Here is a 26,309-nt window from a genome sequence, read left to right on the forward strand (position 1 = left end):
CTGCCCGATGACTGCCGATCACCTCGCCAGCGTGGACGAGCTACTGGACGAAGCCCTACGAAACGCCACCGACGCCGAGGTACGGTACGCGATTCGGAGTGCCCAACAACACCTCGTAGCAGTGTCACGAGATCCTGCCGACGACTGAACCCGACGGCGACGAGACGGAACGAACGCCCTCCGCTACCGGCGGTCAGTGCGGCGATTCGTCAAGTGTATCACTGAGTAGTATGCAGTGACGCCCATGCGACTCCCCCTCGGCTCGCGTTCGAGCAGCGAAGCGGCCCGCCCCGCGGGCAGTAGTGTCACACCGACCGCCGGTGGCCCCGCCGAGAGTGTCTACACGTCTCTCGTCGACCCGGTACGGATCGGCCGGACGCGCCGGATCGTAGCCGGCCGGTACGAGCCGCACGGAGAGGCGCTGGAGGTTGCGGTATGACCGTCGACCTCGAGGAGGCGATGGACGTCGTCGCGACCGACTCGCCGTTGGTCAACGCCGTCACGAACGCCGTCACGGTGAACGACGTCGCACAGGTGATTTTACATTGGGGCGGGCTACCGGTGATGGCCGACGACGAACGCGAGGTCGGCGACATGGTTGCTGCATCGGAGGCGTGTCTGTTGAACATGGGAACCGTAAGCGAGACAGGAGAGACGACGATGCTGGCTGCCGGCCGGGCGGCGAACGAAGCTGGCGTCCCGGTCGTCGTCGACCCCGTCGGTGCCGGCTCGACACCGACGCGGGACCGCGTCGCAACGCGGCTCGTCACCGAACTCGACGTGGCGATACTCAACGGAAACTACGGCGAGATTACCGCACTCACCGGCGACGAGGCGGCGGTCCGCGGCGTCGAATCGGTCGGCGAGTACCACGACATCGCGACGACGGCGGTCGCCTGCGCCCGCGAGTACGACACCGTCGTCGTCGCGTCCGGTGAGACCGACGTCGTGGCGACGCCCCAGACGGCGCACGAAGTGAGTGCCGGCCACCCACAGATGGGCACCGTCGTCGGAACCGGCTGCATGCTCGGCGGGTCACTCGCGACCGTCGCGGGCGCAGTCGAGGACCCCGAGCGAGCCGCGTTGGCCGGAACCGTCGGATTCGGCCTCGCCGGTGAAGCTGCGGCTGCAGGCGAGTTTGGTGCCGTCCACGGCCCGGCCAGCTACAACGTGGCGTTCAAAGACGCCGTCGCCGGCCTTCGCGACGTCGCCACCGACCCGGTAGACGACCGGATCGAGCAGGTCCTCGGTGTAGAACGCTAACCGAGGCCTTCCCGCCGGGGACGACTCGGGCCGCCACAGGTCGTACAGCGCGCCGTACGTTACAGGTCGTACAGCGCGCCGTACGTTACAGGTCGTACAGCGCGCCGTACGTTACAGGTCGTACAGCGCGCCGTACTTCGCTTCGACGTACGCGAGGAACGCGTCCGCGGCGAAGTCCTCGCCGGTCGCCTGCCGGACCAGCTCGTTCGTCTCGTAGCGGGACCCGTGTCGGTGGACGTGCTCACCGAGCCACTCGCGGAGCGGTTCGACGTCGCCGGAGGCGACCGACGACTCGAGTCCGTCGACGTCGTCCGTCGCCGCGTCGTAGAGCTGTGCCGCCATCACCGAGCCGAGCGAGTAGGTCGGGAAGTAGCCGAAGTTGGCGTGGCTCCAGTGGATGTCCTGGAGACACCCCTCCGCGTCGGTCTCGGGGCGAACCCCGAGGTACTCCTCGTACGCGTCGTTCCAGGCGGTGGGGACGTCCTCGACGGCGAGGTCACCGCGCACCAGGTCGCGTTCGATCTCGAAGCGGATCACGATGTGGAGGTGGTAGGTGAGCTCGTCCGCCTCGACGCGGATCAGGTTGTCCTCGTACACCTGGTTGACCGCCTCGTAGGCGTCCTCGACCGTGGCGTCGGTCGTCTCCGGGAGGCGGTCGTGTACCGCCGGCAGGAACGCCTCCCAGAACGCCCGGCTCCGACCGACGTGGTTCTCGAAGAGCCGCGACTGCGACTCGTGTACGGAGAGGTCCCGCGACTCACCGAGCGGCGTGCCCCACGCCTCTTTCGGGAGGCCCAGGTTGTACTGGGCGTGGCCGAACTCGTGGATCGTCGAGGTGAGCGCCCCGAGCACGTCGGACTCGTCGAACCGGGTCGTCACCCGGCAGTCGAACTGGTTCCCCGAGGTGAACGGGTGTGAGGAGACGTCGAGTCTGCCGCGGTCGAAGTCGTACGCCAGCAGCTCGAGCGCGTCGCGTGCGAGCGCCTCCTGGTCGTCGACCGGGAACGTCCCTTGGAAGGTGTCGACGGCGAGGTCGTGGTCCGACGCGCGGATCGCGTCGATCATCGGGACGAGCGCCTCTCGAAGCGACTCGAGTATCGACTCGGCCTGTGTGAGCGGGAGGCACGGCTCGTAGTCCTCGAACAACACCGCGTACGGGTCGCGGTCGGGGTCGATGTGTGTGGCGTACTCACGTTTGAGTTCGACGTTCCGCTCGAGGTACGGCGCGAACGCCTCGAAGTCGTCGGCGGCCTTTGCTTCTTCCCACGCCGCGAGCGCCTCGGTGCTCGCCTCGGAGATCTCCTCGACGAGTTCGACGGGGACGGCCGCGGACCGCTCGTGCTCGCGGCGGATCTCGCGGACGGCGGCGGCCTGTTCGTCGGTGAGCGACGCCGACTCGAGGGTGTCGAGCAGCGCCGCGGTGTCGTCGTCGGTGAGGAGGTCGTGACGCAGCGACGAGAGCGTCGAGAGCTGCTTCGAGCGGGCGGGCGTGCCCTTCGGCGGCATCATCACCTGCTGGTCCCACTGGAGGACGCCGGCCGCGCTGCCGACCGTGTTCCACCGGCGCGCGCGCTCCACGAGCGCCTCGTACGCGTCGGGGGCGGTGTCACCCTCGTCGGTGTCTACTTCGGTAGCCATCGTGGGCGTCCGTCCGTGCCCGAAGCGTAAGGAATCGACGGTCCCGGCGGCCGAGGAGTATTTGAGCGTGGGCGTGTACCTCCAGCTATCGAATGGCGACAGACAGCTACATCGACCTGCGCTCTGACACCGTCACCCGGCCGTCCGAGACGATGCGTGAGGCCGCCCGCGACGCGCCGGTCGGCGACGACGTGTACCGCGACGACCCGACCGTCGAGCAGCTCCAGGAACGAGCCGCCGAGGCCGTCGGCGCCGAGGCCGCCCTCTACGTTCCCTCCGGAACGATGGCGAACCAGATCGCCGTCAACGTCCACACCGAGCCGGGACAGGAACTGATCGTAGAGCGTGAGTCACACATCTACCGCTGGGAGCTCGCCGGGGCGTCGACGCTCTCCGGCGTCCAGACGCGCACGATAGACGCGGGTGACCGCTGTGTGCCGACGCCAGCGGCCGTCGCGTCGGCGCTCGTTGAGGAGGACCTGCACCGTCCGGGTACCGGGCTGTGTGCGCTCGAGAACACCCACAACTACCGTGGCGGCGTCGCAGTCCCGAAGTCGCAGATCGACGCCGCGGCCGAGGCGGCACACGACGCCGGGGTTCCCGTGCACCTCGACGGGGCACGCGTGTTCAACGCCAGCGTCGCGCTCGACACGCCGGCTCCCGAACTGCTCGAGGCGGTCGACAGCGTCACGTTCTGTCTCTCGAAGGGGCTCGGGGCACCGGTCGGGTCGATCCTGGCCGGCGACGCCGCATTCGTCGAGGAGGCCCGACGGGTGCGCAAGCTGTTCGGCGGCGGGATGCGGCAGGCCGGGATGATCGCGGCACCCGGACTGTGTGCGCTCGAGAACGTCGACCGGCTCGCGGACGACCACGCGAACGCAGACCGGCTCGCCGCCGGACTCGACGCGATCGACGGCGTGCGCGCGCCGGAGCCGGACACGAACATCGTCATCGCCGACACCGAGGCGGCGGGCGTGACCGCCGAGGACCTCGTCGAGGCGTGTGAGACGGCAGGGGTCGGCTGTGGCGCCTTCGACACGTACACCACGCGGTTCACGACGCACCTCGACGTCGACGCGGACGCCGTCGAGACGGCGGTCGATCGGGTCGCGACCGTCGTCGACGACCTCGCGGCGTGACGACGGGTCGTTCAACCGTCGCCGGCGACGACGGGTCGTTCGGCCGCCGCCGGCGACGACGGGTCGGGTTCCGGATCGTTCAACCGTCACCGGCGACGACGGGTCGTTCGGCCGCCGCCGGCGACGACGGGTCGGGTTCCGGATCGTTCAACCGTCACCGGCGACGACGGGTCGTATGGGAACCCCACTCGAACCCCGCGAGGCGCAGGTCGAGGCGGTGCTCGAGCGGCTCTACGAGGAGTACCCCGACTCGACTATCTCGCTGCGCTACTCGAATCGGCTAGAACTGCTCATCGCTGTGATCCTCTCTGCACAGTGTACCGACGAGCGAGTCAACGGCGTCACGGCCGATCTCTTCGAGACGTACGAGACGCCCGAAGAGTACGCGAACGCATCACAAGAAGCGATGGCCGCGGCGATCGACTCGATCACCTACTACAACAACAAAGCAGAGTACATTCGCTCGGCGTGTGCAGACATCGCCGAGAAGCACGACGGAGCGGTCCCGGATACGATGGACGAACTCACCGACCTCGCGGGCGTGGGCCGGAAGACGGCAAACGTCGTGCTCCAGCACGGTCACGACGTCGTCGAGGGGATCGTCGTCGACACACACGTCCAGCGGATCACTCGTCGACTCGGGATCACGACCGAGGAGCGACCACCACAGATCGAATCGGATCTCCTCGAGGTCGTCCCCGAAGACGACTGGCAGCAGCTCACCCACCTCCTGATCGACCACGGCCGGGCCGTGTGTACCGCGATCAACCCGGACTGCTCGGCCTGTGTGCTTGCAGATCGCTGCCCGTCGGCCAAGCCGGACGCCGACGTCGACCTCGCCAGCGGCGAGGAGTGGTGAGTGTGTTCGGAGGGCGCGAGAGGCCGAGACGAGCCGAGGCGGGCCACAATGTGCTGCCGACGGACCGCGCGACTGGTACGCGACCACCACGTGACTGGTGCGCGACCACCACACGACTGGTGCGCGACCACCACACGACTGGTACGCGACCACCACGCGATCGCCACGTGCCCGCCGGTATCCGCGTCATATAAGAACGGCCAGGGCGATCCCAGAACGATGGAGCACGGCTCGCGGGACGCGTTCACCCGGCTCGGAACGCTCGGGATCGAAGAGGAGTTCTTCATCGTCGACGCCGACGGCCGGCCGACCGGCGGCATCGACGACCTCGTCTACGGGCGAGAGCCGCCAGATGCCGTCCCCGATGGATTCGATCACGAGTTGTTCACGTGTACGATCGAGGCACAGACGCCGCTCATCGAGGACCCGAGCGACGCGCAGTCGGCGCTCGAAGCGGTCCGTGCGGCCCTCGTCGAACACGCCGCCGAAGACGGCTACGGCATCGCCGCGGCGGGACTACACCCGGCGGCTCGGTGGCGTGAGCTCGACCACGCACAGAAGCCGCGGTATCGATCGCAACTCGACCGGATCCAGTACCCCCAACACCGCAATACGACCGCGGGACTCCACGTGCACGTGGGCGTCGACGACCCCGACCGGGCAGTGTGGATCGCCAACCACCTCCGGTGGTACTGTCCGGTGTTGCTCGCACTCTCGGTGAACTCGCCGTTCTGGGACGGCTACGACACCGGGCTCGCGTCGGCTCGTGCGACCGTATTCGAGTCGCTCCCGAACACCGGCATCCCGACGGCGTTCGACGACTTCGACGACTTCGAACGCTTCGAGCGGCGGATGATCGACCACGGCTCGATCGAAGACCGTGGAGAGCTGTGGTTCGACGTGCGCCCGCACACAGAACACGGGACCGTCGAGGTGCGGGCGCCAGACGCACAGCGCGACCCAGCGAAGGCGCTGGCGTTCGCAGAGCTCGTTCACGCGCTCGTCGTCGACCTCGCAGAGCGACACGCCGACGGGGAGTCGCTGCCGACACCACGGCGTGAGCTGCTCGATGAGAACAAGTGGCGAGCGGTCAGGTACGGCCACGACGCCTCGTTCATCACGCGAGACGGGACGGGAACCGTCTCGCTCGAGACGGTCGTCGACGAGGTCTGCGACCGGCTCGGCGTCGACGGTGTCCGGGCCGTGTACGACGCCGAGAGCGGGGCTGACAGACAGCGTCGGATACACGAGCAGGAGGGCGTACAGGCGCTCTGTGCGGACCTGCTCGTGGAGCCGTGAGCGCCGGACCCGTGCCGTCGTCTCCCCGACGAGGAACGCTTTTGCCCGCGTAGAGCCATCACGCAGTATGGCCACGGACGACATCGGTGGCGACGAGGGAGACGTCGACGACGTCGACGACGAGGGGTCGGCTACGGAACGGACCAAAGCGGAGCTCAAACGGACCCGGGACCGGCTCGGCGAGGGCGCTGGCCGTGCCGTTCGGGAGTTCGACGACGGCATCGTCGACCTGCTGGCGTGGCTGCTCGACACCGAGACGCGAGCGCGCATCTACGTTTACCTCCGGGAGCATCCGGAGTGTACGAGCGACGAGATAGCAGAAGGGACGGGGCTCTACCCGAGCACCGTCCGCGAAGCGCTCGCCGAACTACACGAGGAAGGGACGGTCTCGCGCTCGAAGCGCGAGGCCGACGGGGCTGGCAACAATCCGTACGAGTACGAGGCCATCGCACCGAGCGAGCTCGTCCGTGGCGTGGTCGGTGACGTCCAAGCGGAACTCAACGCGGTGTTCACCCTCGACAGCCGTCTCGGCGGAGACACACCGGACGACGACGCGGCCGACCCGGTACAGATATCCGTCGCTGCACCAGACGCAGACGACGACGCGACCGACGACGCGACTGGCGGCACGACCGACGACGCAGCCGACCGACGACGGCCGGACGCAGATACCGCCTGAAGAGCCCGCACGTCGCCCTCGAACGCCGACACCCCGCGCGCGACCTCGGCCTGGGCAGTGGTCCAGCCGTCGTCGCTCGGTTCGTTGTGGGCAATTTAAGTTCCACCCGGCGTACGGTTGGGCATGAACGTCGCGCTCGGTGGCACCTTCGACCCCGTTCACGACGGCCACCGAAAGCTGTTCGACCGCGCGTTCGAACTCGGTGACGTGACCGTTGGCCTCACCACCGACGAACTCGCCCCACAGACCCGTCACGTCGACCGGTACGTCCGCCCGTACGAGGCGCGCGAACGCGACGTCGAAGCCGAGATTGCGCCGATAGCCGCGTCTCACGGCCGCGAGTTCACGATCCGACCGCTCGACGCACCGACGGGCATCGCGGTCGAGCCGACGTTCGACGCGCTCGTCGTCTCTCCCGAGACGAGAGGGGGCGCCGAACGGATCAACGAGATCCGTGAGTCGCGCGGTCGCGACCCCCTCGAGATCGTCGTCGTCGACCACGTGCTCGCCGACGACGGCGACCGTATCTCTTCGACTCGCATCCTCGCCGGCGAGATAGACGAACACGGTCGGCTCACGCCCGACCGAGCCGGCCGCGGCGCGACCCCACCGGAATGAGCGGTCGAGCGACCGACGAGCGCGCCGGACGCCGGCTCGAGCGCGCCGCGGCCTGGAGTCTCGTCGGCAGTGGGCTCACATTTGCCGGTGGGACGCTCGTCGGCCAGTCCGAACCCGTCGACGCCGTCTCCGGGGCAGCGACCGACCCGTTCGTGGTCGGGTGTGTCGTGCTCACACTCGTCGGCGTGGTCGGGTTCGCACGGACGGGTGCCGGAGGCGGACCGTCGACGCTTCTCGCGCTCGGTCCCGTGAGCGGGCTCGCGCTGTCGCAGGTCGGCTGGGGCGTCGATCCACGTCTCACCGTCGTCGTGACGGCCGCGACCGTCGGCACCGCGGCGCTCCTCGGTGGGGTTGGCGTCGTCACGGCTCGGGTCGCCGACGCGTCGCACCCCGAGCGCGCTCGGTGACTGTCACACGGTACGCAGAGACCGGAGCGCTCACGACTCGAGCGACCCGCGTAGCACCTTTGCCGCAACGAGCACCGGGTCCCACACCGGGCTGAACGGGGGAGCGTACGCGAGGTCCAGTCGCTCGACCGCCGCGACAGACAGCTCCGCGTGGATCGCGGTCGCGAGCGTGTCGATGCGCACGGCTGCGTGGTCGGTGCCGGCGATGCTCCCGCCGAGGAGTCGCCCAGAGTCGGCGTCCGCGACGAGCGTGACGTCGGTCTCGGCCGCCCCTGGGTAGTACCCTGACCGTGACCCGGCGGTGACCGTCTCGCTCACGGGGTCGAATCCCGCGTCGCGTGCTATCGTCTCGGTGGCGAGTCCGACCCGGCCACACTCCATCTCGAACGCCTTGACGACGGCCGTGCCGGCGACGTCACCGACCGGTGTTGGGTCACCCCCGACGGTCGCGCCGACCGCTCGGCCGGACCGGTTCGCCGTGAGCCCGAGTGGCATCCACGTCTCTTCGCCCGTCACCGCGTGTCTCGACGCCGCACAGTCGCCGGCCGCGTACACGTCCGGCTCGCTCGTTTCACCGTAGCGGTCGGTCCGGATCGCACCGTGAGGACCGCAGTCGATGCCTGCCCCGTCAACCACCGCGGTGGCGGGTTCGATGCCCACGCCGACGATCGCGAGCTCGACCGGGACGGTTCGACCGCCGGCGCGGACGCCCTCGACGCGGTCCCCACCGAGGATGGCGTCGACCGACGTTCCCGTGTGGACGGTCACGTCGTGTGCCGTCAGCGTCGAGGCGACGCGGTCGCCGACGGCCGCCCCGAACGGCGGGAGGAGCCTCTCGGACCGCTGAAACAGGTGGACGTCGAGGCCGCGTCCGCGGAGCGCTTCGGCCATCTCGACGCCGACGTATCCGCCACCGACGATCGCGGCGGCGTCGGGAGCGGGATGGGCGGCGGCGCGGTCGACGCGGTCGCGGTCGACCGCCGCGACGTCGGCTCTGTCCGGGTCGTACTCGTCCGGGTCGGCGATGTACGCGTCGATCGCGGCGGCGTCGTTCAGTCCGTGGAGGGTGAACGCGCCGGCGAGCTCCGACACGTCGAACGGGCCGGTGACGGCGTGTGCGCCGGTTGCGACGAGTGCCGCGCTGTACGGCTGTTCGCTCGTCGTGCCTCCCGGCGTCTGAACGTGAACCGTCTTCGTCTCCGGGTCGACGGCGGTCACCTCGTGGCCTCGCCGGAGGTCGATCCCGCGATCGTCGACGTCAGCCGGCGAGAGCGAGAGCAGGTCCGAGAGCCGAGACACCCGCCCCTCGACGAAGTACGGCGTGCCACAGTGTGCGTACGAGATGAACTGTCCGCGTTCGAAGACGACGACGTCGCGGTCGGGTCGCTCACGTCGGAACTTGCTGGCCGCGCTGAGCCCGGCCGCGTCGGCACCGACGACGACGAAGGGGTCCGTCATGTTCGTCGAGTCGACGAGGGCGGACAAAAAGCCATGGCGCGCGTGCGGCGGGCGAACACGCGCCGCCGGTGACGCCGGCCGAGGACGTCAGTCAGCTGTCACGAACCGTTGCCGCCTTCCGTTCCGCCTTCGACACCCAGCGCCTCGAACAGGTTCCGTCTGACCGCCTCTTCGGTGAGGTGTAACAGCGTGTCGCGGTTCCCGCCGCTCGTCTCGATGCCGGTGAAGATGCCGAGTGGAATCTCGACGTATCCCTGCGTGGAGTGGCCCGCCGCGTCGCCCATCTCTGCGAACGCCTCCTGAAGCACGTTGCCGATGTCGAGGCGGATGTCTTTCGACCGAGCGGCGAGGTAGATGTGGTCGTCTGCGATCCCGAGGACGGCCGTAGTGGTGATCCCCTCAAGATTGAGGAGGTGCTGGGCGGCCTGGGCGAGCGCCTCGCGGTCGCGGATGAATCCGGCGGTCGAAAAGAGGTGGCTCCCCTGCACCTGGCGGCTCTGGATCGCCTCGGCGAGCACGTCGAGCGTCTCCGGGGACATCGACGGCGACTCCACCTGCTCGAGGGTGTCGTGGTTCGCGAACGGGTGGAGGTACGCCGCGGCGGTGAGGTCACCCGGCGTGGTGTCGCGTTTGAAGTCGAGCGTCTCCGCGCGGATGCCGTACAACAACGCGGTCGCGACCGCCTCGGAGGGCGACTGGTCGAACTCCTGGAGGTACTTCGTGAGGATCGTCGACGTCGACGAGACGTTCGTCCGGACGTCGACGAAGCGCGCGTCCGGCGGGGCGTCCGACTCGAGATGGTCGAGGTAGACGTCTATCTCGACGTGTCCTGGGACGGCCGCCTCCTCGGCTGACTTCGCGAGGTCGACGGCGGCGACCGTGTCGTACTCCGCGAGCGGCGGGGTGTCGGCCCGCGACTGGAGGTCGATCCCGAGCAGGTTGACGAACGCGCGGTTCTCTTGGTGGCCCACGTCGCCGGAGTAGACGATGTCAGCTTCGACCCCGAAGCTCGCTGCTATCGCCTGGAGTGCGGTCGCCGAGGCGATCGAGTCTGGTTCGGGGTTGTCGTGGGTCAGGATCGCCATCGTGCCGTCCGTCTCCTCGATGATCTCGGCGAGCTGCCGAGCCATGTACTCGAGTTCACCCGTCTCGAGCGACTGGAGGGCGCTGTCAGCGATGACCGTCGAGGGGTTGATCACGACGTCGGCGCCGCGCTCGCGAAGCTCGTCCTCGCTCACCGGATCCGACGCACGGACGACGACGTACTGGTCGCCGCCGCTGTCGCGCACCGCCGACACCGCCTGCTTGTTGGCCTCGACGTCGGACGCGAGGATCAACAGGATGTCGCGGTCCTCGACCGCGTCGACGACGTCGGGCTCTGCGATGTCTTGGACGCGCGCGTTGAGGTCCTGATCCCGCAGTGCTTCGACGCGGTCTGCGTCGCGGTCGAGGATGAGCACGTCCTTGTCGCGCTCCGAGAGCGCGTCCGCGACCGCGTGCCCGACGCTTCCACAGCCGAGGATCGCGTATCGCGTGCGTGCGGAGCCGGATGCGCCACTACTCATTGTCCATCGGTTCCGCGGCACGCCACTTAACGAGTACGCTCTCACCCGAAACACGAGGGATCGGCCCGCCGTCGTCGCCGCGCCGCCCGTCGAATGAAAAGGGCTTTTACCCACACAGCGATACAAACTGATGAGGGCCGATAGCTCAGTCAGGGAGAGCGACGGACTCTTAATCCGTCGGTCGCGTGTTCAAATCGCGCTCGGCCCGTACACCATATATACGTTTTCCACCCTTTATTGGAGGCACATCGGATTGCGGCCCAGTCACTCAACCGCAGTGACGTCAGGGATCGACCGCAGAACGCGTCGATATCGCCGGAGTCCACGCCGAGGGACGCCGTCTCGGATGTGAACCACCAGCGGCGTTTCTGAAGCGGTATCCTCACTCCGGACGGCTCGGAGAGTCGCCGAACGATCGTGTTTACACCGATCTGTGGTGGCGCGCGCCTCGTGGACCGCGATAGCGTGTCCACGAGCGCGTGCGAGGGATGAGCGAGGGAGCGCAGCGACCGAGCGAATCGGCTGGGGAGGGTGTGGCGGTAATCGGTGTCCGGGTACCGCGAGCTGTCTCGGTCGCGAGTCGTCTCGACCACGGGCTGTCTCGGCCGCGAGTCGTCTCAGCCGTAGTCTCACGACTGCCGTATGCGAGCGAATTAGCCGTGGACACGCAGAAGTATCGTCGGGACGGGTGAGCCCGGTGGTCAGACACCTTCCTCGGCCCACTCGATGCGTCGGCAGGACGTACGTGAATACGACCGCGCGACACCCGGGCACCAGTTACCGCCACGCCCTCCCGGGCCGATTCGCTCGCATACGAGAGTGGCCGTGTGATCGAGACGACCGCGCGACACCCGGACACCACTTGGCCACGCCCTCCCCAGCCGATTCGCTCGGTCGCGTCGCTCCCTCGCTCATCCCTCGCACGCGCTCGCGAGGCCGCCTCCGGCGACCTCGCGAGGCGCGCGCCACGTGGTGTGATGGTCGTACACGCCACGCCGTCACGAGGTCACGCCGTATCGTGCACGATCCGAAGAGCGTTCGTGGAGTCCTCACCGAGTGGTTGGGCCACGTGCGTGTACCGTGCGGTAACGCTCGTCGGTGCCAGACGAAGAGCAGGCGACTGGCGCGTCGACGGAGTCGAACCGGCGTAGTTACCGGGCGTCACCCACGCACCGAACGCGCCCCAATAGCTATATTCCGTGGCTGGGACCGCTATCGCACGATGCACGCGCCGGGAGCCACCGAGGAACCCGTTCGAATCCTCCACGTAGACGACGATCCGGAGTTCGCGTCGATGGCGGCGACGTTCCTCGAACGAGCGGACGACGACTTCGACGTCGACGTGACGACGAGTCCCGACGAGGCGCTCGAACACCTCGCGAGCGAGCGAGTCGACTGCGTCGTCTCCGACTACGACATGCCCGAGCAGACCGGCGTGGAGCTGTTGTGTACCGTCCGTGAGACCCACCCCGACCTGCCGTTCGTGTTGTACACCGGGAACGGAAGCGAGGCGGTCGCCAGCGAAGCCATCGCGGCGGGCGTCACCGACTACGTCCGGAAGCAGACGGGCACGGGTCAGTACGCCGTCCTCGCGAACCGGATCACGAACGCGGTCGAACGGTACCGGGCCGACCGGGAGCTCGAAGACAGCCTCGAGCGACTCTCGTTGTTCGTCGAGCAGTCGCCGCTCGGGGTCATAGAGTGGAACGAAGCGTTCGAACTCGTGCGACTCAACGAGACGGCGACACAGATCCTGGGCTACAGCGAGGCCGAGCTGCGCGGCACGTCGTGGGAACAGATCGTCCCCGACGACGCCGGCGGACGGGTCGGTGAGACGGTAGACGACCTGCTCGCGGACCGCGGCGGCTACCACAGCGTCAACACGAACGTTCGACGGGACGGCGAGGAGATCGTGTGTGAGTGGCACAACCGCGTGGTCACCGGCCGTGACGGTGCCGTCGTCGCGGTCTTCTCACAGTTTCGCGACGTCACGGACCGAGTCGCCGAGACGAACGCGCTCGAGCGAACCGACGAGGTGCGTTCGACGCTGTTCGAGGCGCTCCCCGTCGGGGTGCTGGCCGAAGACGCCGACCGAAACGTCCTCGCGGCCAACGACTTCCTGTTCGACCTGCTCGGAACGCCGGGCAGCCCCGACGAGGCCATCGGGGCGGACTGTGAACGGTTGGCCGAGGCGGCCGCGGACGTCTTCGTCGACGCCGACGACTTCCCGCGGCGCATCGCCGAAATCGTGTCCGAGCGGGCACCCGTCGACGACGAGACGATCGCGCTTCGGGACGGTCGAACGGTCGAGCGAAGTTATCGGCCGACGCAGCTTCCCGGCGGCGGCGGCCACCTCTGGGTGTACCGCGACGTCACCGCAACGACGGAGCGCGAACGCGCGCTCGAGCGCGAGCGCGACCGACTCGACGAGTTCGCGAGCGTCGTCAGCCACGACCTGCGCAATCCGTTGAGCATCGCCGTCGGGCACACCCAGCTGCTTCGTGAGGAGTGTGACGCCACGCGCGTCGAGGCGATCGACGAGGCGCTCTCGCGGATGACGGCACTCGTGGACGATCTGTTGACGCTCGCCCGCGCCGGGGCACACGCGGGCGAGGTCGAACTGGTCGACCTCGAGCGCCTCAGCGAGGAGTGCTGGGCCACCGTCGCGACCGACTCGGCGGTGCTCCGAATCGACGGCGAATGCCGGCTCTACGCCGATCGGAGCCGGCTCAAACAGCTCGTCGAGAACCTCTTCGCCAACGCGGCCGAACACGGCGGCAGCGACGTGACCGTCACCGTCGGCGGACTCGACGACGGATTCTTCGTGGCGGACACCGGACCAGGGATTCCGGCGGCCGAGCGCGCCCGGGTGTTCACCGCCGGGTACTCGACCGACCGAGAGGGGACGGGGTTCGGGCTCACGATCGTCCAACAGGTCGCGGACGCCCACGGCTGGGAGATTCGTGTCGTCGACGCCGAGGGCGGCGGTGCGCGATTCGAGATCACCGGCGTGACGCCGGCGTGACGGCTCGGCTGGGATCGGGCAGGGTCCGTGGCCGAGGGCGCACCGGCAGTCGTGTGCTCGTGACCCGCGTCCGTTTTGTGCGCACGCGCCGAATCGCGGCGCATGAGTGCCGACCTCACAGAGAAGACCGACCGGTACGAGCGGATGCTCACCGAGGCGCTCGACGCCGCAGAGCCGCGTCCACCGGCGGAGTCACCGCTCGGCGTCGCGGCCGCGGAGGTCCGCGAGATGGCGTCGTCGTACCTCGCCGACGGCCGCCACTTCCGTGCGACCGACGACCCGGTGAACGCGCTCGCCTCGTTCTCGTACGGCTACGGGTGGCTGGACGCCGGCGTTCGGATGGGGCTGTTCGCCGTTCCGGCCGACACCGAACTGTTCACGACCTGAGCGTGAAGTTAAGTACTCGACGCAGAAGGGAGACGTATGAGTGAGGTCGCCGCCCTGACCGAGCGACTCGTGTCGATTCCGTCACACGACGACGAGACCGCCGCCGGAGACGCGATCGTCGACTGGCTCCGAGACGAGACCGACGCCGAGGTCGAGCGCGACGCCGTCGGAAACGTGATCGCGTACAGACGCGGCACCGGTTCGGACACGGACGAAAGCGCACCCGACGTCACAGCAGACGGTGACCGTCCGCTGTTCGCACTCGTCGGTCACCACGACGTCGTCCCCCCGGCAGCGCGGCAAACGACGGGCGAGGAGACCGAGGGAGCGTACGTCGTCGAACGTCGAGAGGGCCGGATATACGGCCGCGGGAGCGCCGACATGAAGGGCGCGGTCGCCGCGTGTCTCCTCGCGTTCAGGGACGCGTCGGTGCCGGCCGGTCGGGACCTCGCCGTCGCCTCGTTCGTCGGCGAAGAGACCGGCGGAGAGGGTGCGAGACACGCGATCAACGAGGGATTCGTCCCCGACTACGCGCTCGTCGCCGAGGGGTCGACGAACTACTCGAAGCCCGGCGTCACGGACGTCGCGGTCGCCCACAAGGGGCGTCGAGCCTCGACGCTGGCCGTGACCGGCGCGTCCGCACACGCCTCCGAGCCCGCCGCGGGCGAGAACGCGATCTACCGCGCCTGTGACGCGGTCGAGGTCGTCCGCGACCTCGACGCACCGGCGACGACGGTGGTCGGCGAGACGGTCACCGGCTCGGTCGTCGTCACCGAGTTCCACGGCGGCGACGCGTGGAACGTGATTCCGGACCGCTGTACGGTGACGATAGACGAGCGGACGGTCCCCGACGTGCGTGCAGACCTCTCGCAGGCGGCCGACCGCGCGGGCGTCGAGTGGGTCGTCGAGCAGGATCTGCCGCCGATGGGGTGTTCTGACGACGCGTTCGCGGCGGCGGCGCTCGAGGCGACGCGTGCGGTCCACGACGAGCGGGGACTCGACGCGCCAGCGCACGTCGTCAAGCCACACGCGACCGACGCGGGGTGGCTCGCCGCCGCCGGCACCGCGTGCGTGGTGAGTGGCCCGTCGGAGCCGGGTGAGGCACACACCGAGACGGAGAGCGTCTCGATCGACGTGCTCGAACGGTGTCAGGCGGCGTACACGCGGCTCGCCGAGACGACGTGGTAGCTCGGTGCGTGGCGGTATGGAAGGGGTTTTATGCGGCCCGATGAAAGTACGGCGCACTATGGGAGAGAAGTCGAAGGCGAAAAAGAAGCGACTGGCGAAGGCCGAGCGCCAGAACACCCGCGTACCCGCGTGGGTGATGATGAAGACGGACATGAACGTCACCCGAAACCCCAAGCGTCGCAACTGGCGGCGGAACGACCTGGACGAGTAGATGAGCACCGCAGAGTTCGAAGAGCGCGTCGTCACGGTCCCACTCCGCGACGCCAAACGGAAACCCGTCCAGCAGCGTGCAGACTACGCGATGAAGATCGTCCGCCAACACCTCGCGAAACACTTCTCGGTCGAGACCGACGAGGTCCGACTCGACGCCTCGGTCAACGAGGCGGTGTGGGCGAACGGCCGGCAGAACCCGCCGAGTACGCTCCGCGTCCGGGCGGCCCGCTTCGTCGAGGACGACGAGCCGGTCGTCGAGGCCGAGCACGCCGACTAACGTGTTACGGGCGACCTTCACCGGTTCGTCGTACGTGGGGGTCTTCGCCCGCGTCGTCGACGACCTCCTCCTCGTCAGACCGGACGTCGAAGACGACCTCGCAGAGACGCTCGGCACCGAGTTCGACGCGACCGTCCTCGCGACGACGGTCGGCGGCTCGAACACCGTCGGCTCGCTCGCGGTCGGCAACGAAAACGGCGTCGTGGTCTCAGCACGCGTGACCGACCGAGAGCGCGACCGGATCGCCGAGGCGGCCGACCGTCCGGTCGCCGAGCTGCCGGGCCGGATAAACGCCGCCGGCAACGTCGTGCTGGCGAACGACTATGGGGCGTACGTCCACCCCGACCTCCCTCGCGAGGCGGTGACGACGATCGGCGAGGCGCTCGACGTCCCGGTCGAGCGCGGCGACCTCGCCGACGTCCACACCGTCGGCACGGCCGCGGTCGCGAACAACACCGGCGTGCTCTGTCACCCGAACGCCCGCGAGCCGGAGCTGCAGGCGATCGAGGCGGCGCTCGACGTCCGCGCAGACGTCGGGACGGTGAACTACGGTGCGCCGCTCGTCGGTGCCGGACTCCTCGCGAACGACGAGGGCTACGTGGTCGGCGACGACACGACCGGCCCGGAGCTCGGCCGCATCGAAGAGACGCTCGGCTTCATCGACTAGGCTCGCCGTGCGGGCCGCGGCTCACACTTTAGGAAGATACTTCCCTGTCCCTACCGCAGTCGTGGACATGAGCACGTACACCGTGAGCGGACGGTTCCAGAGCCGAGACGGCTTCCAGCCGTTCACCAAAGACGTCGACGCCGAAAGCGAGTCGCTCGCCCGCGAGCGCATCTACACCCTCGTCGGGAGTCAACACGCCCGAAAGCGCACGCAGATCGAGATAGACGAGGTGTCCACAGCGTGATGGGTGGCGGTCAACAGCAGCTTCAGCAGCTCTCCCAGCAGCTTCAGGCGCTCGAACAGGAGATAGAGGCGCTCGAAGCCGAGATCGAATCGTATCGGAGCGAAAAGACGGAGATCGACGAGGCCGTCGAGGCGATCGAGACGCTCGAGACGGGGTCGACGGTACAGGTGCCGCTCGGCGGCGGCGCTCACGTCCGCGCGTCGATCGAAGACATCGACGACATCGTCGTCTCACTCGGCGGGAACTACGCCGCGACACAGCCACAAGACGACGCCATCGACGTCCTTCGGCGCAAGCAGGACGCCCTCGACGACCGAATCGAAGAGACCCAGGCGTCCGTCGACGAACTCGAATCTGAGAGCAGCGAACTCGAACAGCAGGCACAACAGATGCAACAGCAGATGCAACAACAGCAGATGCAGCAGCTCTCACAGGACGCCGACGAGGAGTGAGCCGTGTTCGACGGACTGAAAGACAAACTGCGTAGCTTCCGCGAAGACGTCGAGGAGACCGCCGACGTCGACGCGTCGACCGGTGCCGAAGCGACGGCCGACGGTGAGTCCGTGGCGGCTGCCGTCGACGGCGAGCCGACGGAACGCGACGCCGCCGGACGCGACGGTTCGGCCGGTGCCGCAGCCGACACCGAGTCCGCCGACGAGTCGTCGACACCGGCCCCCGATCGAGGCGACGAACGCGACGACGGGGCCGACGGAAGCGAGCCGAGTACCTTCCAGCGGGCGAAGGCGTTCGCGACCGGGCGCATCATCATCGAGGAAGCGGACCTCGAAGAGCCCCTGTGGGAGCTCGAGATGGCGCTCTTAGAGAGCGACGTGGAGATGAGCGTCGCCGAACAGATCCTCGACACCGTTCGCGAGACGATGCTCGGCGAGTCGAGACGTCAGGTGGAGACGACCGGCGAGCTCGTCGAGCAGGCGCTTCACGATGCCCTCCTCGAGGTGATCGGCGTCGGACAGTTCGATTTCGAGACACGGATCGAGGAGGCCGACAAGCCGGTCACGATCGTGTTCACCGGCGTGAACGGGGTCGGAAAGACGACCACGATCGCCAAGCTCTCGCAGTGGCTCGGCGATCGGGGTTACTCCTCGGTGCTCGCGAACGGCGACACCTATCGGGCGGGTGCCAACGAGCAGATCGCCGAGCACGCAGACCGGCTCGACCGCGAGTTGATCGCACACGAGCAGGGCGGCGACCCCACGGCCGTGATCTACGACGCCGTCGAGTACGCCGCTGCGAACGACGTCGACGTCGTGCTCGGCGACACGGCGGGCCGCTTACACACGAGCGACGACCTGATGAGCCAGTTGGAGAAGATCGATCGTGTCGTAGAGCCCGACCTAACGCTGTTCGTCGACGAGGCGGTGGCCGGTCAAGACGCCGTCAACCGCGCCCGTGAGTTCGACGCGGCGGCCGAAGTAGACGGCGCGGTGTTGACGAAAGCCGACGCTGACACCTCCGGCGGCGCGGCCATCTCGATAGCGTACGTTACGGGGAAGCCGGTGTTGTTCTTGGGCACTGGCCAGGGGTACGACGACATCAGACGGTTCGACCCAGAGGCGCTCGTCGACGACCTACTCGGCACGTGAGTTTGCCCCGTCACGTTGGACTTCCTCGGGAGCGAATCGCACACCGGCAGCGGGATCAGAACCCTTAACAGTTCACCGAGAGTTGTATATGATAGCGGGATGGGATAGCCAGGAGATTCCGCCGGGCTCATAACCCGGAGATCGGTAGTTCAAATCTACCTCCCGCTATGGCTTCGTTCGGTACGATTTTGTGACGCGCGCTGTCGCCCGCCGACCCGGAAGCGATTTCAGTCGGCCAGTCGTGTTCGCTGTATGGAGTACGAATCGAGTCTCGACCGCGCGATGGAGGCCGTCCCCGACTTCGACGGCTCCGACGAGCGGCTGTCGGTGCCAGACCCAGACATTCAAAAAGACGGGGCGTTCACCCGCCTGAACAACCTCTCGGCGATAGCCGACGCCCTGAGTCGCGATCCGGAACACGTTCACTCGAAGATACAACAGGAGCTCGGGACGGCCGGGCAGTACGAAGACGGCCGCGCCCGCTACAGCGGGAACTTCCGCGAGCGCGACTTCGCCGGGGCGATAGACTCGTACATCGAGTCGTACGTCACCTGCTCGGAGTGTGGGCTCCCCGACACCCGACTGGAGACGGAGAATCGGACGCCGATGCTGCGCTGTGAGGCGTGTGGGGCGTTCAGACCGGTCGCCAAACAGACGACGAGCACCACCAGTCACCAGGAGGAGGCTATCGAGTCGGGTAACACGTACGAGCTCGAGATCGTCGGCACCGGACGGAAAGGCGACGGCGTCGCCGAACGCGGGGAGTACACGATCTTCGTCCCCGGCGCCGAAGAGGGCGAGACGGTTCGAGCGTACATCAAGAACGTCTCGGGCAGTCTGGCGTTCGCCCGCCGCGAACAGTAGCTCCTCACCCGCTGGCGTCGAATTGCTCGAGTGCGACCTCGAGCATGTCCGGAGTGACGGGCTGAAACTCTTCGCGCTCGTGGGCGGGAACGTACCCGCGAACGTCGTTCCACGATCGTCTGGCGTACCGTGCGTCGAGCAGCACGCGGATCCCTCGTTCGTCTGCACCTCGAATCACGCGCCCTACGGCCTGGCGTGCCTTCCGGACGGCCGGGACGGTGAGCGCCGTCTCAAAGCCCTCGGAGAACCGACGGTCGTACGCCGCGATCACCGCTCTCGTTCGTGGCGCTTCGGTGTTGATTATCGGGACGCCACAGACGACCGCGGCGGCGAGCCGGTCGCCGCTGTAGTCGACGCCCTCCGTGAGCGTACCACGGAGGCTCGTCACCAACACCTTGTCTCCTCCCTCGAAGAACGAAGCCTTCAGCGACTCCGTCTCGCGGTCGTCCGACGACTCGTCGAGGAGGACTGGCTTATCGAGTCGCTCTTCGAGCGCCGTCGCCATCCAGCGCGCCTCGGTGTAACTCGGGGTGCCGACCAGGACGTTGCCGTCGCACGCGGCGACCCTCGCCGTCGCGTCGACGTACGCGAGTCGCGTCTCGGTCTCCTCACCGGGCGCCCCGCGATTGGCGTGGGTGAACTTCGGTGCGTCGACCGCGAAACTCGCCCGGTTCTCGGGAGGAAACGGCAGTCCGTGCGTCTGTTCGACGACGGGTCGGCCCTGGGCCGCGAGGTGGTCGAGGCCGGTCACCTCGCGGAAGACGTCCATCGGCTCGAGCGTCGCGCTCATCAGCACGCCGCCGCCGAACGCGGCGAGTCGGTCGCCGATCGCCGCGCTCGGGAGACAGTTGTACAGCGCGAGGCTCGCGGCGTGGGTCCGTCGCCACGAATCGGCGGGAGCCGTCTCGTCGTGGGTACTCTCGAGGCGGATCGCCCTGAAGAACGTCGTATGGTCCTCGCGGTACCACGCGGCGATCGTCCGACCGACTCCCGGCGCGGTGTAGCGTGCGTCCGTGTCCGCGATCGCATCGAGCGCGCGCTCGACGAATGCTCCCGCGGCTGGTGCGCGCGTCCACACCCGGTCGCCGTAGCCCGCGCGCTCGGCCCACCTCGAAATCTCGTCTCGGCCGGGCTCGGTCGGGTCCCGAAGCGGGACGTCGCGGTCCGTCTCGTCACTGCCCGACGCGCGCCAGTCCGGACGCGTCGCGTCGAGGTGAGCGGTGACCCGGCGGTCGAGCTCGTCACGGAGGTCGGCGTAGAACGCGCGGACGCGTTCGAGGTCTTCGAGAGTCACGTCGGCGTCGGCGAGTTCGGCACGGATCGTCTCGGCGTCGGCACCCGCAGCCGTCTCGGTCCGGTCGGTACCGGTGGTCGCGCTGTCGTCGCCGGGATCGGACGAGTCTGTGCTCAAGGTCAGTGGCTGTATCACGCGGGTGAGTTCGGTCACCGCGTCGCGCAGGCTCGCGTCGGCGACGCGGTCGCTGACGAGGTCACGGACGCGCGGCTCGAGCATGTGCGCTTCGTCACAGACGACGAACGTCGACTCGTCGAGGAGTGCCCCGGTGAACGTCGTGGTCGTCACGGGGTCGAACGCGTGGTAGTAGTTGCCGATCACGACCTCGACGGCCGGCACGAGCGCACCCATCACCGAGTGGGGACACGAGCCGTGACTCGCGGCGAGCCGGACGAGTTCGTCGGGACCGACGTGGCCGCGTGTCTCGTACTCGAACGGAACCGCTGCCTCCGGCCCCTCGCCGTCTTCCGGCAGGTCTTCGAGGTACCCGGCGTAGAACGGGCAGAACTCGGTGTCCCCGTGCGTCTCCGTCTCGGGTGGGTACGGGGTGGGCTCGCCGTCGACGGCGAGGAAGTCGGACGACGTGTCGGTGCTGCCACGCCCGCTGTCCGCCAGTCCAACCTGCCGGCTCCGCGCCGCGCGCGAGAGCGCGCCGGCCGTCGTCGTGCCGTCGTCGCCGATCAAGTTGCGGGTGCGCTCGCGGAGCCCGTCACACCGCTCGTACACGGTCCCGCGGTCGATACCGGCTCGACTCTCGCGGGCGTACGGGCACACGTCGGCTTTTCCGACGAGCGTGACGCCGGAGACCGGGTCGGCGCGCGCTGGGAGGTTCGCGTTGATCGTCTCGAGGTCGGACTCGAACTGGCGGAGCTGTTGTTTGACGCTGGTGAGCACGAACACGCGCTCGAAGGCGGAGTCGGGGTCGCGCACGCGATCGATGCCTGCGGTCAACGAGAGCATTGTCTTACCCGTGCCGCACGCGCCTTCGAGCGCGAGGAACCCACCTTCTTCGGCGGCGTCGATAGCGGCCTCGATGCCGTCGACCTGCTCGGGGTACGGCGTCGGGTGGCCGAAGACGTCGGTCCAACTCGGGTCGTTCGTCACTGGTCCGGGTTGTGCCTCATCTGGGATAAACGTTCACCGGGCCGCCCGTGTGGTCGGGTGAGGACCACTCGTCTCGACTCACGACCCGACGCCGCGCTGGCCAGGGAGGCCTCGGCTCGCGGCGACGACGACGAGTCCGACGGCGAGCGCGAGGACGGCCGCGGCCCCGCCGAGGAACGCGGTGTCGAACGCCACGCGCTCGACGGCGAGCCCGAGCGCACCGCTCCCGGCAGATTCGAGCAACAGGGCGACCCCGCTGAAGACGGCGTACGCGCTGCCACGCACGTCTGCGGGCAGCGAGTCGAGGAGAAACGTATCGGCTGCAGGAAACATCGCGTGGACGACGACCCCGAGCAGAGCCGTCGCGACGACGAGCGCCGGGACCGACTCGACGGCGACGAGCAGTCCGAGTGCGGCCGCGAACGAGACGAGGATGCCGATCAGGTACGGGACGTGTGGAAGCCGGTCGGCCAGCTGTCCGCCGAACCAGAACGCCGGGAGGCCGGCGGCGAAGACGACCGTGAGCAGGCCGTTTGCGAGTCCACCGGAGACCCCCTTCACCGTGGTCAGATACGTCACGTAGAAGTTGAACACGCCCTGCCAGACGAACCCGGGGGCCGCGACGACCACCACCACGAGGAGGACGATCCGCCAGTGGGTGAGTGCGGCGCGGAAGTTGCGGTCGGCACCGGCGCTCTCCGGAAGTGGACGTCGTCGAAGCACCGCGAGCAACACCGCGGTGACACAGAGCGCGGCGACGGCGAGCAGCCGGAAGACGTCGTTCCATCCGGCGACGACCAAGACGGCGACCACGACGCCCGGGGCGACGACGGCCGCGAGCTGGCTCGCCGCGCCGTGAATCCCGATGGCCCGGCCGCGACCGGTCGGAAACAACTCGGCGACGAGTGGAACGGCAGCGACGAAGTACGCACCCGACGACAGTCCGATGGCGAACGCGCCGGCTTGGAGCGCACGGATCGAGCCAGCGCCGCTCGTGAACGCCGCTGCGAGCGCGAGCGCGACGCCGGACCCCAACACGACGTAGTGACGCGGGACGCGGGTGAGGAGGTACCCGACCGGGATCCGCGGGAGGGCTGATCCGACCCACACGAGTGTCGTGACGGACCCGACGACTGCCGGGCTTGCGTCGAAGGTAGCGCCGATCGTCGGGACGAGCGGGGCGAACGAGACGCGACCGAGGTTGATCAAGAACACCAGCCCACAGAGCGTACCGAAAGTTCGTCGGGTCACGCACACACCCGTCGGTTCGGGCCGGTCACCGAACAGACCAGTGTCGCGACCGCCTCACACGCCACAGACGTCGAAGAGGTCGTCGAGCGCCTCGATCTCCCACGTCGGCCACACGTTGAGGTCCCAGTTTCGGCGGTGCGGGCGGCGGATGAACGCGGAGTCGACGCCGGCGTTTTCGGCGGCCTTCACGTCAGACTCGTTGTCGCCGACGAAGAGCGCGGAGTCGGCGTCGAGGTCACCGAGTGCCTGCTCGAGGTAGTGTGGGTTCGGCTTTCGCAGCTGGAGGCTGTGGATCGTCGGCTCGCGCCCATACGCGGCGCCGAATCGGTCGAAGCCGTCGAAGTGGTCGACGAGAAAGTCGACGGTCGCCTGCTGATTCGACGAGACGATCCCCATCTTTACGTCGAGGTCCGCGAGCGTTCCGAGGTCGTCGTACGGCGTCTTGCGTCCCGCGCGTGCTTCTGCCTGCTGGGCACGCGAGACCACGTCGTCGCGGGTGCGCCAGAAGCTGCCGGGGTCGAGGTCGTACGTCTGACAGACGGTCCCGACGCTTCCGGGCGTCGCACCGATCGTCATCTGCTCTACGTCGTCCGGGTCCGGGTCGTCGACGCCGCACTCCGTGAACGCGTCCCGGGTCGCCTCCCGGAGGACGTCAAAACGCGTGCGGCCGACGAGAACACCGTCGTTGTCGAAGACGACGGTATCGTATCTCATACGCGATATCCTCCCTCAAATGTTAAAAGGGTTTCAGTCGGCGACCCCGTGTTTCAGGACGATTTATGACACCAGTGGCTCGAAAAGCGGTATGCGCGTGAGCGTCATCGGCGGCAGTACGGCCACCGACGAGACTGCAGACACGGCGAGGCTGTTGGGGAGCGAGCTCGCGTCGCGAGGACATACGGTTGTCTGTGGTGGACTTGGGGGCGTGATGGAGGCAGTGTGTTACGGAGCTCGCGAGGCTGGTGGCGAGACGGTCGGCATCCTGCCGGGCGAGCACCGAACGGACGCGAACGAACACGTGACGGTTCCCATCGCGACCGGCATGGGGCACGCGCGGAACGCGCTCGTGGTCTTGAACGGCGACGCGGCGATCGCGGTCGCGGGCGCCCACGGCACGCTCTCGGAGATCGGGCTCGCACTCGCACACGGTCGCCCAGTTGCGGGGATCGGGACGCACGCTGTCGACGGAGTCGAAGCCGTGGCGTCGCCGGCGGCGGCCGTCGACTACGTCGAAGCGTCGGTCCGAGTGGACTGACGGATCGCGGTGGAAACTCGTTCGTCTCTCCGGCCGCGATGTAGGCCAGCTACCAGGTGTCGTGGAAGGTGTCGAACTCGATGGAGTCGAGCGGCTTCTCGCCGATCGCGGCCTCGTACTCGCCGGGCGTCAACATCGGTTTGTGAAAGCGCGGTCCGTCGTCGGTGGTGATCCGTGGACAGCCGGTGTTGACGAACGCGTCCATGTCGAAGTTCCGCAGGCGGTCCGGGGTCACCTCGTCCATCGTGATCAGGTAGGCGTCGTCGTTGGCGTCGACGATCTCGCGGGCCTGTTCCCACCGGCCCTGGCCGATCTTCGTACAGAATATCACGCCCCACTTCTGTGCGTCCATCGCCTTGTGGACCGCAGCGTACCGCTGTTTGAGGAACTGGTCGTGTTCGGCGATCGTGACGACGTTGTTCACCGGGTCGGCGATGACGACGGTCTTCTCGGGGTGTTCCATCGCGAGTCCGACCGGGTGGAACTTCCCGCCGCCGACGTACAACACCTGGTCTGCGGGGATGTCCGCGGAGGCGTAGTTGCAGCCGAGCACCTGTCCCTCCTTCGTGAGCCGGTCGTCGCCCCGCCGCGTGTGGACCTCGTAGCCGCGGGTCTCGAGCCAGTCGGTCATCTCCTCGAAGCGGTTCATGTGTTGTGCCGTCGTCACGAGACCGACGTCTGGGTCGTCGTCGGGGTCGGGCAGCTCCTCGAGCGACTCCTCCATGATCGGGAAGGGGTCGACGTTGGAAAACAGCGGCACGTAGACGATGCTGTCGGACTCTTTCATCGGGGTGTGTCCGAAGTGCACGAAGACGTCGGTTCGTCGCATCAGGTACGTGTCGAGGTCGCAGGCGCCGTAACACGGCTGCCCGGAGAGCATGAACGTCACGTCGTCTGGCGCGACCGCCCGGAGGTCGTCGGCGACGCTCGGTCCACGGCGTTTCAACCCCTCCGGAAACTGGAGCCCGACCTTCGTCGCGTCTCGCGTCTCGATCGCCTCGACGATCCGGTCGAGTTCGTAGTCCCACTCTCGGTCGTGTTTCAGCGACATCCCCGTCTTGGTGAGGTCACCCTCTGTCGACCCGCGACTCATGTTATCCCGGCTTGCGGGGCTGGACGGTTAAGCGACGCGTTCGACGGCGGCTGGTGTACCCACTCACGGTTACGCTATCGCAAAACGTGCGGCGAGCACGGTACATTCCCCGGCAGATCACGTCACCGCCCCGACAGACGACGGACGGGGTACCTCGATGGCCGAGCGTGGCCGGCGGTCGAGTAGACCCGACGGATACATCTCGTGGAGTCACGAACGGCCGTGTATGCCTGAGCTCCCGCTGGAGCACGTACACGTGCGGCCCGACGAACCGACCGATGGAGCGCCCGCCCCTGCGGTGGTCGTCCTCCACGGTCGGGGCGCAGACGAACGGGACCTCCTCCCGGTGGCCGCGTCGCTGCCCGAGTCACTCCACGTCGTGAGCCTCCGCGCACCAGATCCGTTACAGGGCGGGTACACCTGGTACGATCTCGACCTCTCGGCCGGCGGGCTACACCAGAGTCAACCGGATCCGGCCGACTTCGAGCGTAGTCTGCGACTCGTCGAAGACGCCATCGCGGGCGCCGTAGACGCCTACGACCTCGATACCGACCGACTCGGACTGCTCGGGTTCAGCCAGGGCGCAATCACGAGCCTCTCGCTGCTGCTCGAGTCGCCGTCGCGCTACGCGTGGGTCGTCGGACTCCACGGGTACCTCCCCGACTCACACGGCGCGCTCGAACCCTCCGATGTCGAGGGGCGGCGGGTCTTCGTCGGCGCGGGCGACGACGACCAGGTGATCCCCGCACACCGAAGCGCTGCGGCTGCCGATCGGCTGACGGCCCTCGGCGCGGCCGTGACCCACGAGACGTACCCGACCGGACACGGAATCGGTCGCGACGAGCTCACAGACGTGGTGGCGTTCGTGGAGTCGTCGATGTCGTGAACGCGACGCGCGTCGAGCGGGGGTCCCGACGA

The 26,309-nt window shown here is 68.1% G+C and carries 27 protein-coding genes and 2 tRNA genes; 22 read left to right on the forward strand and 7 right to left on the reverse strand.

Translation table 11 applies throughout. The annotated features are described in order from the left end of the window. Positions 1 to 7 precede the first annotated feature (7 nt). Both ACNTAO_RS02315 and thiM read left to right on the forward strand, forming a co-directional pair. Positions 8 to 148, forward strand: a complete 141-nt coding sequence (locus tag ACNTAO_RS02315; RefSeq protein WP_435160331.1) for a hypothetical protein — start codon at positions 8 to 10, stop codon at positions 146 to 148. A 287-nt stretch (positions 149 to 435) separates the two neighbouring features. Beyond that, positions 436 to 1,263: a hydroxyethylthiazole kinase gene (thiM, locus tag ACNTAO_RS02320; RefSeq protein WP_435160332.1), complete on the forward strand. Its 828-nt coding sequence runs from the start codon at positions 436 to 438 to the stop codon at positions 1,261 to 1,263. A 111-nt stretch (positions 1,264 to 1,374) separates the two neighbouring features. Here thiM and ACNTAO_RS02325 read toward each other — a convergent pair whose 3' ends face one another. Next, positions 1,375 to 2,901, reverse strand: coding sequence for a carboxypeptidase M32 (locus tag ACNTAO_RS02325; RefSeq protein WP_435160333.1), 1,527 nt, complete (start codon positions 2,899 to 2,901; stop codon positions 1,375 to 1,377). Positions 2,902 to 2,993: 92 nt separating this feature from the next. On the opposite strand from ACNTAO_RS02325, the gene ACNTAO_RS02330 reads away from it, so the two are divergent. The 6 genes from ACNTAO_RS02330 to ACNTAO_RS02355 all read left to right on the forward strand — a co-directional run bounded on the left by ACNTAO_RS02330 (position 2,994) and on the right by ACNTAO_RS02355 (position 7,902). Beyond that, on the forward strand, positions 2,994 to 4,040 hold the full coding sequence (locus ACNTAO_RS02330) for a threonine aldolase family protein (RefSeq protein WP_435160334.1): 1,047 nt from the start codon (positions 2,994 to 2,996) through the stop codon (positions 4,038 to 4,040). Positions 4,041 to 4,215: 175 nt separating this feature from the next. After that, the gene (nth, locus tag ACNTAO_RS02335; RefSeq protein ID WP_435160335.1) at positions 4,216 to 4,899 is read left to right on the forward strand and encodes an endonuclease III; all 684 of its coding nucleotides are present in this window, start codon (positions 4,216 to 4,218) and stop codon (positions 4,897 to 4,899) included. A 219-nt stretch (positions 4,900 to 5,118) separates the two neighbouring features. Then, positions 5,119 to 6,198, forward strand: coding sequence for a glutamate--cysteine ligase (locus ACNTAO_RS02340; protein ID WP_435160336.1), 1,080 nt, complete (start codon positions 5,119 to 5,121; stop codon positions 6,196 to 6,198). A 67-nt stretch (positions 6,199 to 6,265) separates the two neighbouring features. Further along, positions 6,266 to 6,877 (forward strand): helix-turn-helix domain-containing protein, encoded by a 612-nt coding sequence (locus tag ACNTAO_RS02345; protein WP_435160337.1) that lies wholly within the window; start codon positions 6,266 to 6,268, stop codon positions 6,875 to 6,877. 123 nt (positions 6,878 to 7,000) lie between these two features. After that, on the forward strand, positions 7,001 to 7,495 hold the full coding sequence (locus tag ACNTAO_RS02350) for a phosphopantetheine adenylyltransferase (RefSeq protein WP_435160339.1): 495 nt from the start codon (positions 7,001 to 7,003) through the stop codon (positions 7,493 to 7,495). Continuing rightward, positions 7,492 to 7,902, forward strand: a complete 411-nt coding sequence (locus ACNTAO_RS02355) for a hypothetical protein (protein ID WP_435160341.1) — start codon at positions 7,492 to 7,494, stop codon at positions 7,900 to 7,902. Before ACNTAO_RS02350 ends, ACNTAO_RS02355 begins: the two co-directional genes overlap by 4 nt. A 30-nt stretch (positions 7,903 to 7,932) precedes the next feature. Here ACNTAO_RS02355 and ACNTAO_RS02360 read toward each other — a convergent pair whose 3' ends face one another. Together ACNTAO_RS02360 and ACNTAO_RS02365 are read right to left on the reverse strand one after the other, a co-directional pair. Next, positions 7,933 to 9,360, reverse strand: coding sequence for an FAD-dependent oxidoreductase (locus ACNTAO_RS02360; RefSeq protein WP_435160342.1), 1,428 nt, complete (start codon positions 9,358 to 9,360; stop codon positions 7,933 to 7,935). A gap of 98 nt (positions 9,361 to 9,458) precedes the next feature. After that, positions 9,459 to 10,925 (reverse strand): DHH family phosphoesterase, encoded by a 1,467-nt coding sequence (locus ACNTAO_RS02365; RefSeq protein WP_435160343.1) that lies wholly within the window; start codon positions 10,923 to 10,925, stop codon positions 9,459 to 9,461. A 134-nt stretch (positions 10,926 to 11,059) separates the two neighbouring features. On the opposite strand from ACNTAO_RS02365, the gene ACNTAO_RS02370 reads away from it, so the two are divergent. The 12 genes from ACNTAO_RS02370 to ACNTAO_RS02425 all read left to right on the forward strand — a co-directional run bounded on the left by ACNTAO_RS02370 (position 11,060) and on the right by ACNTAO_RS02425 (position 19,394). Next, positions 11,060 to 11,133, forward strand: a tRNA-Lys gene (locus ACNTAO_RS02370). Between the two features lie 1,014 nt (positions 11,134 to 12,147). Next, positions 12,148 to 13,950: a PAS domain-containing sensor histidine kinase gene (locus tag ACNTAO_RS02375; RefSeq protein WP_435160344.1), complete on the forward strand. Its 1,803-nt coding sequence runs from the start codon at positions 12,148 to 12,150 to the stop codon at positions 13,948 to 13,950. A 102-nt stretch (positions 13,951 to 14,052) separates the two neighbouring features. Beyond that, positions 14,053 to 14,337: a DUF357 domain-containing protein gene (locus ACNTAO_RS02380; protein WP_435160345.1), complete on the forward strand. Its 285-nt coding sequence runs from the start codon at positions 14,053 to 14,055 to the stop codon at positions 14,335 to 14,337. A gap of 36 nt (positions 14,338 to 14,373) precedes the next feature. After that, entirely contained in the window at positions 14,374 to 15,525 is a 1,152-nt protein-coding gene (locus ACNTAO_RS02385) for a M20 family metallopeptidase (RefSeq protein WP_435160347.1), read from the forward strand. Positions 15,526 to 15,583: 58 nt separating this feature from the next. After that, positions 15,584 to 15,736: a 50S ribosomal protein L39e gene (locus ACNTAO_RS02390; RefSeq protein WP_435160348.1), complete on the forward strand. Its 153-nt coding sequence runs from the start codon at positions 15,584 to 15,586 to the stop codon at positions 15,734 to 15,736. Further along, complete coding sequence (locus ACNTAO_RS02395) at positions 15,737 to 16,015, forward strand: 50S ribosomal protein L31e (protein WP_435160350.1); 279 nt, start codon at positions 15,737 to 15,739, stop codon at positions 16,013 to 16,015. Between the two features lies 1 nt (position 16,016). Beyond that, positions 16,017 to 16,682, forward strand: a complete 666-nt coding sequence (locus tag ACNTAO_RS02400; protein ID WP_435160351.1) for a translation initiation factor IF-6 — start codon at positions 16,017 to 16,019, stop codon at positions 16,680 to 16,682. 67 nt (positions 16,683 to 16,749) lie between these two features. After that, positions 16,750 to 16,926, forward strand: a complete 177-nt coding sequence (gene rpl18a / locus ACNTAO_RS02405; RefSeq protein ID WP_435160352.1) for a 50S ribosomal protein L18Ae — start codon at positions 16,750 to 16,752, stop codon at positions 16,924 to 16,926. Next, positions 16,926 to 17,378, forward strand: coding sequence for a prefoldin subunit alpha (gene pfdA / locus ACNTAO_RS02410; protein WP_435160354.1), 453 nt, complete (start codon positions 16,926 to 16,928; stop codon positions 17,376 to 17,378). The genes rpl18a and pfdA overlap by 1 nt, the downstream gene beginning before the upstream one ends. A 3-nt stretch (positions 17,379 to 17,381) precedes the next feature. Next, complete coding sequence (gene ftsY / locus ACNTAO_RS02415; protein WP_435160355.1) at positions 17,382 to 18,530, forward strand: signal recognition particle-docking protein FtsY; 1,149 nt, start codon at positions 17,382 to 17,384, stop codon at positions 18,528 to 18,530. 93 nt (positions 18,531 to 18,623) lie between these two features. Next, positions 18,624 to 18,698, forward strand: a tRNA-Met gene (locus ACNTAO_RS02420). Between the two features lie 84 nt (positions 18,699 to 18,782). Continuing rightward, positions 18,783 to 19,394, forward strand: coding sequence for a translation initiation factor IF-2 subunit beta (locus ACNTAO_RS02425; RefSeq protein ID WP_435160356.1), 612 nt, complete (start codon positions 18,783 to 18,785; stop codon positions 19,392 to 19,394). 4 nt (positions 19,395 to 19,398) lie between these two features. Here the strand turns inward: ACNTAO_RS02425 and ACNTAO_RS02430 are convergent, their stop codons facing one another. The 3 genes from ACNTAO_RS02430 to ACNTAO_RS02440 all read right to left on the reverse strand — a co-directional run bounded on the left by ACNTAO_RS02430 (position 19,399) and on the right by ACNTAO_RS02440 (position 23,757). Then, on the reverse strand, positions 19,399 to 21,792 hold the full coding sequence (locus ACNTAO_RS02430; RefSeq protein ID WP_435160357.1) for an ATP-dependent DNA helicase: 2,394 nt from the start codon (positions 21,790 to 21,792) through the stop codon (positions 19,399 to 19,401). A 78-nt stretch (positions 21,793 to 21,870) separates the two neighbouring features. Beyond that, positions 21,871 to 23,043: an MFS transporter gene (locus ACNTAO_RS02435; protein ID WP_435160358.1), complete on the reverse strand. Its 1,173-nt coding sequence runs from the start codon at positions 23,041 to 23,043 to the stop codon at positions 21,871 to 21,873. Positions 23,044 to 23,097: 54 nt separating this feature from the next. Beyond that, a complete protein-coding gene (locus tag ACNTAO_RS02440; RefSeq protein ID WP_435160359.1) occupies positions 23,098 to 23,757 on the reverse strand; it encodes an HAD family hydrolase in 660 nt (219 codons plus the stop codon). Positions 23,758 to 23,848: 91 nt separating this feature from the next. Between ACNTAO_RS02440 and ACNTAO_RS02445 the strand changes: the two genes are divergently transcribed. Next, positions 23,849 to 24,298: a TIGR00725 family protein gene (locus ACNTAO_RS02445; protein ID WP_435160360.1), complete on the forward strand. Its 450-nt coding sequence runs from the start codon at positions 23,849 to 23,851 to the stop codon at positions 24,296 to 24,298. Positions 24,299 to 24,347: 49 nt separating this feature from the next. Here the strand turns inward: ACNTAO_RS02445 and dph2 are convergent, their stop codons facing one another. Then, positions 24,348 to 25,391 (reverse strand): diphthamide biosynthesis enzyme Dph2, encoded by a 1,044-nt coding sequence (gene dph2, locus ACNTAO_RS02450; protein ID WP_435160362.1) that lies wholly within the window; start codon positions 25,389 to 25,391, stop codon positions 24,348 to 24,350. 226 nt (positions 25,392 to 25,617) lie between these two features. Between dph2 and ACNTAO_RS02455 the strand changes: the two genes are divergently transcribed. Further along, positions 25,618 to 26,277, forward strand: a complete 660-nt coding sequence (locus ACNTAO_RS02455) for an alpha/beta hydrolase (protein ID WP_435160364.1) — start codon at positions 25,618 to 25,620, stop codon at positions 26,275 to 26,277. The last annotated feature ends 32 nt before the right edge of the window (positions 26,278 to 26,309 follow it).

It is taken from the genome of Halorubrum zhoui (genome assembly GCF_051194155.1).
Taxonomy (GTDB): Archaea; Halobacteriota; Halobacteria; order Halobacteriales; family Haloferacaceae; genus Halorubrum.